Genomic DNA, 12569 nt, shown 5'->3' on the forward strand with positions numbered 1-12569 from the left:
AAAATACAATGGCCACTAACCTATTCGACGATTTTAATCCGATTTCATCCAAACAATGGAAACAAAAAATTCAGTTTGAATTAGATGGAGCCGATTACAATCAAACTGTTATTTGGAATTCTCCAGAAGATATTCAGGTAAAACCTTTTTATCACAGCGATGAATTTACAAAAGCAGCAAATGTAAATACTCAAGCCTCAGATTTTAAGATCTGCCAGAATATCTTTGTTTTCGATGTAGAAAAATCTATCGAACGTGCTTTAAACACTTTAGAAAGAGGTGCAGAAAGCCTTCGTTTTACAATTGAAAACGATAAAATTGACGTTCAAAAACTATTGGGAAATCTTCCTTTAGAAAACAAAACGGTTTACTTTAATTTCAATTTTATCTCAATCGATTTCGTTAAAAAATTAGATACTATTTCAATCCAGAAAAAAGCTAAATTCTATTGCAATTTTGATCCAATCGGACAATTAGCAAGAGAAGGAAATTGGTTTACAACTTCTGAGAAAAATAATTTCGACACTGTAGATCTACTCTTTAAAAACACGACCCATTTAAATCTGCTAAGTGTAGATTTAGGATTGTATCAAAATTCTGGAGCTAATATTACGCAACAAATTGCATATAGTTTAGCGCATGCAAACGAATATTTAAATCGTTTCTCTGATACTGCAAAATCTATTGTTTTTCAGGTTTCTGTTGGAACAAATTATTTCTTTGAAATTGCCAAACTTCGTGCGCTTCGACTGCTTTTCGATTTAATTGCTAAAGAATACAATTCAAAAATCCAATGTCATTTATTGGTAACACCAACAAAACGTAATAAAACAATTTACGATTATAACGTCAATATGCTTCGCACCACAACCGAATGCATGTCTGCAATTTTGGGAGGAGCCGATGCAATTGCCAATTTACCTTATGATGCATTGTACCATAAAGACAACGAATTTGGAGATCGAATTTCCAGAAACCAGCTTTTGATTTTAAAACACGAAAGTTATTTTGACAAAGTAGACAATCCAGCCGATGGAAGTTATTATATCGAAAGTTTAACCATGCAGTTGGCTGAAAAAAGTTTGACTTTGTTTAAAGATATCGAAACCAATGGAGGTTTCTTGAAACTTTTAAATGATGGAACAATCAAAAAGAAAATTCAGGAAAGTGCTAATAAAGAGCAGGAATTATTCGATTCTAAAAAAGAAATTCTTTTAGGAACGAATAAATATCCCAACAAAGAAGACCGAATGAAACAGGATTTAGAATTGTTCCCTTTTGTCAAAATAAAACCAAGAAAAACATTAATTACGCCAATTATCGAAAAGAGATTGGCTGAGAAAATGGAGCAAGAAAGATTGGAGCTTGAATAAAATTGTGAAATAAATTATTGAATTTAAACTAAAGTATTATGAAAAGAACTAATGAAATAATATCAGTTGAAAACGATTCAATAGCTGAATTTCAATACAAAATTCCTGAGTGGCAAATTGATCAAGTTAGAAAAAGAACAAAAGATTATTTAAAAAATCCAAATGATGTCTCTAACATCGATGACTTTTTAGAAGAAATCAAAAGAGATTTAATCGCACTTAAATAACCATATTTAAATTGAGAAAAGACCTTAAACATATAAAGCTAGAAGTTAAAAGTCAGGAACCAGAAGTTAATTCTAGTTCTGACAACTTTACGACTGCCGAAGGAATCGAAATCAAAAAAAACTATTCGGAGAAAGACATTGAAGAATTTGAATTTCTTGATTTCGGAGCTGGTTTTGCACCAAACTTACGCGAACCATACGCTACAATGTATGTGAGACGCCCTTGAGCCATTCGCCAATATGCAGGATTTTCTACGGCAGAAGAAAGCAATGTTTTTTATAGAAAAAATTTAGCTGCAGGACAAAAGGGACTTTCCATTGCTTTTGACTTGCCAACGCATCGCGGTTACGATTCTGATCACGAAAGAGTTGTTGGCGATGTTGGTAAAGCGGGTGTTGCAATTGATTCTGTTGAAGACATGAAAGTACTCTTCGATCAGATTCCGTTAGACGAAATGTCGGTTTCTATGACCATGAACGGAGCTGTTTTACCTATTATGGCTTTTTACATTGTTGCTGCAGAAGAACAAGGTGTTAGTCCAGAAAAACTGGCAGGAACAATTCAAAACGATATTTTAAAGGAGTTTATGGTTAGAAATACCTATATCTACCCTCCTACTCCTTCAATGAAAATAATTGCAGATATTTTTGAATTTACGAGCAAAAAAATGCCAAAGTTCAATTCTATCTCTATTTCTGGTTATCATATGCAAGAAGCTGGTGCAACTGCAGATATTGAATTGGCTTATACTTTGGCCGATGGTTTAGAATACATCAGAACTGGATTATCAACTGGAATGACGATTGATGATTTTGCTCCAAGATTATCTTTCTTCTGGGCGATCGGAATGAATCATTTTATGGAAATTGCCAAAATGAGAGCTGGCCGCATGATCTGGGCTAAATTATTAAAACAGTTCAATCCAAAAAGCGATAAATCTTTAGCCTTAAGAACACATTGCCAAACTAGCGGATGGAGCTTAACAGAACAAGATCCGTTTAATAATGTGGCGAGAACTTGTATAGAAGCTTCTGCCGCGGTTTTTGGAGGAACACAATCTTTGCATACCAATGCTTTAGATGAAGCTATCGCGCTTCCAACAGATTTTTCTGCGAGAATTGCTAGAAATACTCAAATATTTCTTCAAGAAGAAACCAAAATTACTAAAACAGTAAATCCTTGGGCTGGAAGTTATTATGTTGAAAGTCTGACAAACGATATTGTTGAAAAAACGTGGAAGCTAATTGAAGAAGTTGAAGAACTTGGCGGAATGACCAAAGCAATTGAAGCTGGAATTCCGAAACTTCGAATTGAAGAAGCAGCTGCGAGAAAACAAGCAAGAATTGACAGCGGACAAGATATTATTGTTGGCGTAAATAAATATCGTTTAGAAAAAGAAGATCCCTTAGATATTCTAGATGTAGACAATCAATTGGTTCGCAAACAACAAATTGAACGTCTGGAAGAAATAAAAAGAACCAGAGATTCTGAAAAAGTAAATCAATCACTAGAAAAATTAATCCTTTGTGCACAAACCGGACAAGGCAACTTACTGGAAATTGCCGTTGAAGCTGCGAGAAACAGAGCAACATTAGGCGAAATTAGTAATGCATTGGAAACCATTTTTGGCCGTTTTAAAGCACAAATCAAATCTTTTAGCGGAGTGTATAGTGCAGCAATAAAAAATGACGAAAATTTTGAGCGAGCAAAACAACTAGCAGATGTTTTTGCTAAACAAGAAGGTAGACGTCCTAGAATTATGATTGCCAAAATGGGACAAGACGGTCACGACCGAGGTGCAAAAGTAGTTGCAACAGGATATGCCGATGTAGGTTTTGATGTTGATATTGGCCCATTATTTCAAACTCCTGCAGAAGCCGCAAAACAGGCGGTAGAAAATGATGTTCATATTTTGGGAGTTTCATCACTTGCTGCTGGTCATAAAACATTAGTTCCACAAGTTATAGAAGAACTAAAAAAACATGGACGCGAAGATATAATGGTAATTGTAGGTGGTGTTATTCCGTCTCAGGACTATCAATTCTTGTTCGATGCCGGAGCATCAGCTGTTTTTGGAACCTGGAACTAAAATAAGCGAAGCAGCTATAAAAATCTTAGAAGCTTTAATAGATTAAGTTTACAGTCTCAGTCACAGTTCTCAGCTGCTTTGGAAATAAATAAAGATTTCGAGACAAAAGAAATTAAATAGAAAAAGAGGTTGTTTCACAAATGTGAAACAACCTCTTTTAATTTAGTCGTTTACTGTTGCGTTACTATCTGCTTCTATAAAAGAAAGATCGTAACCTGCAAAATCTCTCATGTAGCTTTTCAAAGAAGTCCCGAAAGCATCTCTAAAATGTCTGCTTCCTTTGTTTTTGAAAAAATTCTTTACAGAACCTGCACCACCTAAATGCGCTGCAGCTAAAATTCCAGATTCGGTAATTTCAATACCACTGATGATTTTACCTTGATACTTTTCGATTTCGTAACGTAAAATCCATTTGTTTTTGGCTAACAAAGCTATAAAAGCTTTTTCTTGTAGAGCAGGATCTTTTAAAAAGGCTTTATTATCATTAATTCCGATTGCTCTTAAAGCTTTAGAACCAAATTGATATTTACCCATATACCCAAGAGAATTTACTAGTCTGTATTGCCCTTGTGATTCTTTAAAAGCTACTGCCTCTTTAAATCCTATTAGATGATTTCCTGTGTATGGGACGTTGGTGTTCGGATAATCATCCTTTTCTTTTGATGGAAAAATGTATTCTGATCCATCTGTTTTTTCAATTAAAAACCAAGGTTTGGTTTCTTTTTCTGAGGGAATAAATCCCAAACTTAAAAATGTAATAATAACGACTAAACTCGCATAAAAATACCATTTCTTTATCATAAATTGTTTTTCTTCAAGACGCCGTCACCCTCTTGAAATTTCTACGGTGCAAAGATAAGTTATTTCAAAAATATACTAAAAACCAATACTTTAGCGTTTTTTACGTAAAAACGTAAATCGCGATAATCCCAGTTATGATAGTAGTTTCCGATAGATTTGAAGCTTATTTTTTTTGGCCTCAAAAACTGAAAAATGAGGTCAAAAAAAATCGCATTTTATATAAATTTTAAGCTTTTTTAGCAAAAAAGAAAGAATTATCTTATGATTAAATCGTGATTTTTTATGCAAATCTTGAAAAGCAATTTTCGAATTTTATAAAATTCCTCATTAATAAATGTTTATTTTTTTATTACGATAAACTATAAAATCGTTAAAATAGCAATTTGATAAATTTTAGTTCTAAAGAACATTTTCACCTCAAAAAGAAAACAAAAAAACCGAAGCAAAATTGGCTTCGGTTTTTTTAATATTATTTAGATAACAAAATTATCTTGTGACGCCCTGACTAGCGATCCAGTCTGAATATTTTTTCGCGTTTACATTGTGTTCTGCCAATGTCGCCGCAAACTCGTGATATCCGAAACGGTCAACACTTGCACAGAAATAAATATAATCGTTCTTTTCTGGGTTTAAAACTGCTTCTAAAGCTGTAATATCTGGCATTGCGATCGGCCTGGAGGAATTCCTTTGTTTACGTAAGTATTATATGGAGATCTCATAACTAAATCATTATAAAAAACTCTTTTAATAACTTGATCAAAGTCGTTATCTCTCAATTTTAAAGCATAAATAACTGTTGGATCTGCTTGTAATGGCATTTCTAAACGCAAACGGTTTAAATAAACACCAGCAATACGAGGTCTTTCGTCTTTTTTAACAGACTCTTTATGTACAATTGATGCTAAAATTGTGGCTTGAACAGGAGTTAATCCTTGCGCTTTTGCTTTAGCGATTCTATCAGCTGTCCAGAAATTATTATATTCTTTAATCATTTTATCACGGAACTTCTCTGCCGATGTATTCCAATAAATTTCATACGTATTTGGAATAAACATTGCAAAGACGTTTTCTTCATTAAATCCGTTAGCGGCTAAGAATGTCGAATCTTTGATAGCTTTCATTAAGGATAAACTGTCAGCTTCGATTTCTTTTCCAATTCTTCCAGCAAAGTTTTCTAAACGTTCTTGGTTATTAAAAACTAGCTTAACCGGAATATTAGAACGCATTGCACGAACTAGATCGATGTTGTTCATATCCTTCTTTAAAAGAAAACGACCCGATTTTACATTTTGCGGATAATCTCTTTTTTCAGCAACCATTTCAAAGTTGTCAAAATTCTTAATATAAGGTGATAATATTTTCTTTACATCGGCATAACTAGCGTCTGTAGGCACGTAAACATATACTTCTTTCTCTTCAAATTTAGTATTAGAACTAAAAATTTTACTTACTAAAATAAAACCATATATCAATAGAACTGAAATAATGGCTACGGCACTTATTGTGATTATTTTCTTTAGACTCAAAGCTTAAAATTTAAATTTGTTTATTAATTAACTGATAAATTGCTTCATCATGATAGTGGTTATGATACAAAATCCAGTCTTTTTTGATTCCGATTTTCTTAAAACCAAATTTAGTAAAAAGTGCAAGACTTGCTACATTTTGAACACCAATATTTGCATACAATTGATGGAGATTTAAATTGTAAAAAGAATACTTTATTAAAAGCTCTAAAGCCTCAGAACCAATGTTTTTCCCTTGATTTTCTTCCTTCTGAATCACAATACCAATTCCAGCTCTATTATTTCTAGGATCAAAATCAAACAAATCAATCAATCCGATAGCAGGAAAATCTTCGTCTTGACAGATTGCCAAACGAAGTTGTTTTGCCTCATAAATATCTTGATGAGCATTTTCTAAATATTGTTTAATCAAAAAACGGCTATAAGGAGTTTGCGTATTGCTAACTTCCCAGATATTCTCGTCATTTTCTATAGAGTAAATAAACTCGAGATCTTGAGGTTCAAGAGCACGTAGATAAATGGAATCGCCTTTTAATGTTATCATTTTACAATTTTAGATTTTTGATTGTAGATTTTAGATTTTAAAATCTCAATTGGAATTTGGGATTTTAAAAATTGGTATTTATAAATTAAATCTCAATTGTACCTTTGAATACAAATTTTGCAGGTCACTGTTAAGAAAACATTGGTATAACCATCATTATCTTTATCAAAAGAAACGACAAGTTTTCCACCTTCAACATTTAAGTTTATTGAAGTTTTATCTGTTTCTCCAATTGCATTCATAGCAATTGCAACTGCAGTTGCGCCAGTTCCACAGGCAAGAGTTTCATTTTCAACGCCTCTTTCGTATGTTCTTAAAGAAAAAGTATCGTTATCTACTTTTTTTACAAAATTGACATTACTGCCTTTTTCTCCGTACAATTCACCATAACGAATCGCGGCTCCGTTCTCCTTTACATTATAATGTTCCAAATCATCCACAATCTGAACATGATGAGGAGAACCTGTATTTAGGAACGTATAAGAATCTTTTTTCTGGATTTCATTAACATCTATCATTTGTAAGGAAACAATCGAATCATTATTTACTGAAGCATGATGCAAACCATCTGTTGCGATAAAAGTGGTTTTATCATCAATTACTCCCAATTGATTAGCGAAAGCAACAAGACAACGACCTCCATTTCCACACATCGAACTTTGGTTTCCATCCGAGTTATAATACACCATTCTAAAATCGGTTTCGGTATCATTTTCTAAAAGGATTAATCCGTCAGCTCCAATTCCGAAACGTCTGTCACACAGACGCTCAATAAGTTTAACATCATCTTTTGGAAAGAAATTGGATCGGTTATCAATCATTACAAAATCATTTCCTGTGCCTTGATATTTATAAAATTCTACTTGCATTTTTTAGTTGTTAGAAATACAAAAGTACGAACTATTAATTAATGAAATGTTAATCATTGTTAAAGAGCGTTAAACCGTTTTTCCAAATAATTTTTTGAAGTAATTTTACGTTAAATAAAACATGAACTTAAATTCTAATAACTTAATTACAAATTCTAATATGAAAAGATTTTCAGCCTTATTTTTAGTATCATTATTAAGTGGTGCTATTACTCTTGGTGCTTACAAGTTATTATTTGAAAGCAACAATTCTTTTTTTGGAAAAGGAAATTCTGTTGTAACTCTTGCCCCTAACTCTTATGGAAAAAATGTTGGTTTAGGTGCTGAAATACTAGATTTTACCGAAGCCGCAGAAAAAACTGTCCACACTGTTGTTCACGTAAAAAATGTTTCGAGAAGAACCGTAAGTAATCCGATGCTTGAGTTTTTCTACGGATACGGCGGACAGCAACAACAAGAACAAGTAGGAACTGGTTCTGGTGTAATTATTTCTGAAGACGGGTACATTGTGACTAATAATCACGTAATTAAAGACGCTACAGAAATTGAAATTACTTTAAACAATAAAAAATCATACAAAGCGAAGTTAATTGGTACCGACTCTAAAATGGACATTGCCCTTTTAAAAATCAATGCCGATGAGAAACTTCCTTATACTGCTTTTGCAAATTCTGATAATGTGAAAGTAGGAGAATGGGTATTGGCAGTTGGAAATCCTTATAACTTAACTTCAACTGTAACTGCTGGAATTGTTTCGGCGAAAGCCAGAAATTTAGACCAAAGCGGAATCCAATCTTTCATTCAAACTGATGCTGCGGTAAACCCAGGTAATAGTGGTGGAGCGTTAGTAAATGCAAGAGGAGAATTAATTGGAATTAATACCATGATTTCTTCTATGACAGGTTCTTATGTTGGATATTCTTTCGCGGTTCCTTCTAATATTGCTCGTAAAATTATTGAGGATATTATGGAATACGGAAATGTTCAAAGAGGTATTCTTGGTGTTGAAGGAGGCGAATTAAATGCAACGGCTTCTAAAGAATTGGGAGTAACAGAAACACAAGGATTCTATATTAATAGAGTTTCTAAAAACTCAGGTGCAGAAAAAGCTGGTTTAACCAAAGGTGACATTATCGTAAAATTGGATGACCAAAATATTGCAACTTATGCAGATTTATCAGGTTATATCAATACAAAACGTCCAAACGATGTTGTAAAAGTAACTTATATTAAAGAAGGAAAAACCAAAACAGTTCCCGTAACTTTAAGCAAAAATGAGTTTTACAGCGCTGAATTTAAAGGAATTGAATTAGAAAACATTGATGCCGCTGACAAGAAAAAATTCAGAATTGATTATGGTGTTAAAATTAAAAACATCAGCAATGAAAATTTAATGCAATATCAAAACGAACTACTAGGAAATATTATTCTAAGTATTGATAATGTAAAAGCAACCAACGTTGAAACTGTTTCAAAACTTTTAAGTAAAAAAGACGAAGGACAAAGCGTACGAATTGAAATGATCAACAGAAACGGAGAGATTTTCAGAATTATAATTTAAGTCTCTGTTTTCGGTTACAGTTTTCGGTTACTAAAAACTGCAAACTGTGACTGCGACTGAAAACTTCAAAAAAGTCATCTTAAGAAAATTAAGGTGACTTTTTTATTTTCAAAAATAAATGATAAAATAGTTTACGAAATCGATTGAAATGGATACTTTTGCGCCAAATTTTAAAATAGTGAGCATTTTATTTTTTCAATTATGAGTAACAAATCATTGTACCAAAAAGAGGTATCCTTACAAGTCGACCGAAGAAAAGCAGGTGTCGAATTAATTAAAGTCATAAGCGATTTATGGTATGACAAATCAATCGAGATGGTTTTATTTAAAAATCAATTATTGGATAAAAACGTCAGCGATATTATCAATCTTCATCAATATGCTGGTGAATTTGTTGGAAAACCAATTACAATATTCGATTCTGTCGAGATTGCAAAAGTGGTTTTATCATTAGATCTTCCGCCAGCAAAGATAGATCTAGGAAAACTAACTTACGAGTATCGTTTAGAAGATGAAAAATATCCCGATGCAAGATATTTTGTTATTGATAAACTGAAAAAAGCAAAATCATCAAAAGAAATCAAACCAAAAGACGTTGTTTTATATGGCTTTGGAAGAATCGGACGTTTATTAGCAAGAGAGCTAATGTCGAAAACAGGTAAAGGAAATCAGTTGCGATTAAGAGCAATTGTTACCCGTGATAAAAATGACGCATCAAGCTTAGAGAAACGAGCTTCTCTATTACGATACGACTCCATTCACGGAGATTTCCAAGGATCAGTAATAGCCGACGCTAAAAATAATGCCTTAATTATAAACGGAACAACCGTTCATATCATTACTGCCAATTCGCCAGAAGAAATTGATTATACCACATACGGAATTAATGACGCTTTAGTTATTGATAATACTGGCGCATTTACAACAGAAGAAGCATTAAAAAGACATTTAACCTCAAACGGAGCAAATAAAGTTTTGTTAACTGCTCCAGGAAAAGGTGTTCCAAATATTGTACATGGTGTGAATCATAACGATTTTAATCCTGATGAAATAAATATTTTCTCTGCCGCTTCTTGTACAACAAACGCCATAACTCCAATTTTAAAAGTAGTTGAAGAAACTCTTGGAGTTGTAAAAGGACATTTAGAAACCATTCATGCCTACACAAACGACCAGAATCTGGTTGATAATATGCACAAAAAATACCGTCGCGGAAGAGCTGCAGCTTTAAACATGGTAATTACCGAAACTGGAGCAGGAAGCGCTGTAGCAAAAGCTTTACCATCTTTGGAAGGCAAATTAACTTCGAATGCGATTCGTGTTCCTGTTCCTAATGGATCACTTGTGGTTTTAAACTTAGAAGTTAAGAAGCCTACCTCTATTACGGCAATCAATAAAATCATGAAGAAGTATGCTCTTGAAGGAGAACTGGTAGAGCAGATAAAATACTCATTAAACAACGAATTAGTTTCTTCTGATATTGTTGGAACTTCAGCACCATCAATTTATGATAGCAATGCAACAATTGTTTCAAAAGATGGAAAAAACATTGTACTGTATATTTGGTATGATAACGAATATGGTTACAGTCATCAAGTAATTCGCTTAGCAAAATATATTGCCAAAGTAAGACGTTATACTTATTATTAATTCAACCAAACTAACTTTTTTTCTTAAAACCATCAGGATTTTCTTGATGGTTTTTTGTTTTGGTTTAAATAGGAAGAACAGTAGTACTCTTTACTTCTGAAATTACAAAAACGGTATTTATTAGTGAAACCTCAGGCAATATTGATAATTTTTTCTGGTGAAAATGATGGTAACTTTCCATGTCTGGAATTATGATTTTCAGCATATAATCGAAGTTTCCTGAAACATAATTGCATTCTACAACCTCGGGCAAATTCAAAATCGACTGATTAAATCCTTCTGAAGTATCATAAGTCTGTTTTGTCAGTGTAACTTGACAATAAACCGTCAAATTATTTCCAAGTTTTTTTTTATCTAAAAGCGTCACATATTTTTCTATAATTCCATCTTTTTCAAGACGTTTCACCCGATCATGAACAGGCGTTAAAGACAAATTTATTTTGTTTGCGATGTCTTTTAAAGTGTAGTGCGCATCTTCCTGTAACAGACGTAGGATTTTTTTGTCAATTTCATCTAAAGCCATAACGAAAACGTTTTATTAAAATTAGTCCGATTTAGTCTTTTTTTCTTTTTAAAGAATAAAATCCGCTCCTAAACAGAATATTTTTCTGTAAAAGTAAAAAATAAAATAATATTTTCTTATTTATTATGCATTAAACCATAATTTATTCTCTATCTGTAGATTTGTAAAACAATTTCAATAAAAACAAAAAAATATAACAAAATGATAATAGGTGTTCCTAAAGAAATAAAAAATAATGAAAACAGAGTTGCCTTAACTCCTGCAGGTGTTTCTGAAATGAAAAAACACGGACATACAGTTTATGTTCAATCTACTGCTGGATTAGGAAGCGGTTTCGCTGATGCAGAATATGCTGAAGCTGGTGCAGTTGTTTTACCAACTATTGAAGAAGTTTACGCTATCGCTGAAATGATCATCAAAGTAAAAGAGCCAATTGCTTCTGAATATCCATTGATCAAAAAAGATCAATTATTATTTACTTACTTCCACTTTGCTTCTTCTGAAGAATTGACGCATGCAATGTTAGAAAAAGGAGCTGTATGTTTAGCTTATGAAACTGTAGAAAAAACAGACAGAAGCTTACCATTATTAGTTCCAATGTCTGAAGTTGCTGGTCGTATGGCAATCCAACAAGGAGCAAAATACCTTGAAAAACCATTAAAAGGAAGAGGAATTCTTTTAGGAGGTGTTCCAGGTGTTCCGCCAGCAAAAGTATTAGTTTTAGGTGGAGGAATCGTAGGAACTCAAGCTGCTAAAATGGCTGCCGGATTAGGTGCTCAAGTTACTATTATGGACTTAAGCTTACCACGTTTACGTCAATTAGATGACATCATGCCAGCAAACGTAAACACAGAAATGTCTAATCACTACAATATCACAAGAGCAATTAAAGATGCTGACTTAATTGTGGGAGCAGTTTTAATTCCAGGAGCAAAAGCACCTCACTTAATTACTCGTGATATGCTTAAATTAATGCGTCCAGGAACTGTTGTTGTTGACGTAGCGGTAGACCAAGGAGGATGTATTGAAACTTGTACTCCAACAACTCACGAAAACCCAACTTTCATTATCGACGATATCGTTCACTATTGTGTAGCTAATATGCCAGGAGCCGTACCTTACACTTCTACTTTAGCTTTAACAAATGCAACTTTACCATATGCTGTACAATTAGCAAACAAAGGATGGGAAAAAGCTTGTGCTGAAAATGAAGAATTAAATAAAGGATTAAACGTAGCAAATGGAAAAATCCTTTACAAAGGAGTTGCAGAAGCTTGGAATTTACCTTTTAACGAAGAAATAGTATTAGCAAACGCATAGGCTAATACTTAAACAAGTGCTTACTAAGTCACTATTACAAAAGGCTTTTCTTAATTGAAAAGCCTTTTTTTATGCCATAAAAAAA

The 12569-nt window shown here is 33.0% G+C and carries 8 protein-coding genes and 3 pseudogenes; 6 read left to right on the forward strand and 5 right to left on the reverse strand.

The window, feature by feature from the left end; all coding sequences use genetic code 11:
- Positions 1-8: 8 nt before the first annotated feature.
- From ACPWTF_RS07455 to scpA, 3 genes and pseudogenes are all read left to right on the forward strand, one after another.
- Complete coding sequence (locus tag ACPWTF_RS07455) at positions 9-1373, forward strand: methylmalonyl-CoA mutase subunit beta (protein ID WP_427875009.1); 1365 nt, start codon at positions 9-11, stop codon at positions 1371-1373.
- A 38-nt stretch (positions 1374-1411) separates the two neighbouring features.
- Positions 1412-1600, forward strand: a complete 189-nt coding sequence (locus ACPWTF_RS07460; RefSeq protein ID WP_427875010.1) for a hypothetical protein — start codon at positions 1412-1414, stop codon at positions 1598-1600.
- A gap of 11 nt (positions 1601-1611) precedes the next feature.
- Positions 1612-3736: pseudogene (gene scpA / locus ACPWTF_RS07465) on the forward strand (methylmalonyl-CoA mutase).
- 116 nt (positions 3737-3852) lie between these two features.
- Here the strand turns inward: scpA and ACPWTF_RS07470 are convergent.
- The 4 genes and pseudogenes from ACPWTF_RS07470 to dapF form a co-directional block, all read right to left on the reverse strand.
- Positions 3853-4491 carry a peptidoglycan-binding protein LysM gene (locus tag ACPWTF_RS07470; RefSeq protein ID WP_095931871.1) on the reverse strand — a complete coding sequence of 213 codons (639 nt, stop codon included), beginning with the start codon at positions 4489-4491 and terminating at the stop codon, positions 3853-3855.
- Between the two features lie 486 nt (positions 4492-4977).
- Positions 4978-6017 (reverse strand): annotated as a pseudogene (gene mltG, locus ACPWTF_RS07475) (endolytic transglycosylase MltG).
- A 10-nt stretch (positions 6018-6027) separates the two neighbouring features.
- On the reverse strand, positions 6028-6561 hold the full coding sequence (locus tag ACPWTF_RS07480) for a GNAT family N-acetyltransferase (protein ID WP_095931873.1): 534 nt from the start codon (positions 6559-6561) through the stop codon (positions 6028-6030).
- An 85-nt stretch (positions 6562-6646) separates the two neighbouring features.
- A pseudogene (gene dapF / locus ACPWTF_RS07485) lies at positions 6647-7430 on the reverse strand (diaminopimelate epimerase).
- Positions 7431-7590: 160 nt separating this feature from the next.
- Between dapF and ACPWTF_RS07490 the strand changes: the two are divergent.
- Positions 7591-8991 (forward strand): Do family serine endopeptidase, encoded by a 1401-nt coding sequence (locus ACPWTF_RS07490; RefSeq protein WP_427875011.1) that lies wholly within the window; start codon positions 7591-7593, stop codon positions 8989-8991.
- 201 nt (positions 8992-9192) lie between these two features.
- Positions 9193-10641 carry a glyceraldehyde-3-phosphate dehydrogenase gene (locus ACPWTF_RS07495; RefSeq protein WP_427875012.1) on the forward strand — a complete coding sequence of 483 codons (1449 nt, stop codon included), beginning with the start codon at positions 9193-9195 and terminating at the stop codon, positions 10639-10641.
- 64 nt (positions 10642-10705) lie between these two features.
- On the opposite strand, the gene ACPWTF_RS07500 is transcribed toward ACPWTF_RS07495, so the two are convergent.
- The gene (locus ACPWTF_RS07500) at positions 10706-11164 is read right to left on the reverse strand and encodes an Lrp/AsnC family transcriptional regulator (protein ID WP_073416996.1); all 459 of its coding nucleotides are present in this window, start codon (positions 11162-11164) and stop codon (positions 10706-10708) included.
- 201 nt (positions 11165-11365) lie between these two features.
- Here ACPWTF_RS07500 and ald point away from each other — a divergent pair, with 201 nt between their 5' ends.
- Positions 11366-12484: an alanine dehydrogenase gene (gene ald, locus ACPWTF_RS07505; protein ID WP_095931877.1), complete on the forward strand. Its 1119-nt coding sequence runs from the start codon at positions 11366-11368 to the stop codon at positions 12482-12484.
- Positions 12485-12569: the final 85 nt, after the last annotated feature.

It is taken from the genome of Flavobacterium sp. MMS24-S5 (genome assembly GCF_050320125.1).
Taxonomy (GTDB): Bacteria; Bacteroidota; Bacteroidia; order Flavobacteriales; family Flavobacteriaceae; genus Flavobacterium; species Flavobacterium tyrosinilyticum.

Excerpts from the sequence above, each read along its gene's own strand:
- ACPWTF_RS07455 (WP_427875009.1), top strand. The coding sequence starts at position 9 with ATGGCCACTAACCTATTCGACGATTTTAATCCGATTTCATCCAAACAA.
- ACPWTF_RS07460 (WP_427875010.1), top strand. The coding sequence starts at position 1,412 with ATGAAAAGAACTAATGAAATAATATCAGTTGAAAACGATTCAATAGCT.
- ACPWTF_RS07470 (WP_095931871.1), bottom strand. The coding sequence starts at position 4,491 with ATGATAAAGAAATGGTATTTTTATGCGAGTTTAGTCGTTATTATTACA.
- ACPWTF_RS07480 (WP_095931873.1), bottom strand. The coding sequence starts at position 6,561 with ATGATAACATTAAAAGGCGATTCCATTTATCTACGTGCTCTTGAACCT.
- ACPWTF_RS07490 (WP_427875011.1), top strand. The coding sequence starts at position 7,591 with ATGAAAAGATTTTCAGCCTTATTTTTAGTATCATTATTAAGTGGTGCT.
- ACPWTF_RS07495 (WP_427875012.1), top strand. The coding sequence starts at position 9,193 with ATGAGTAACAAATCATTGTACCAAAAAGAGGTATCCTTACAAGTCGAC.
- ACPWTF_RS07500 (WP_073416996.1), bottom strand. The coding sequence starts at position 11,164 with ATGGCTTTAGATGAAATTGACAAAAAAATCCTACGTCTGTTACAGGAA.
- ald (WP_095931877.1), top strand. The coding sequence starts at position 11,366 with ATGATAATAGGTGTTCCTAAAGAAATAAAAAATAATGAAAACAGAGTT.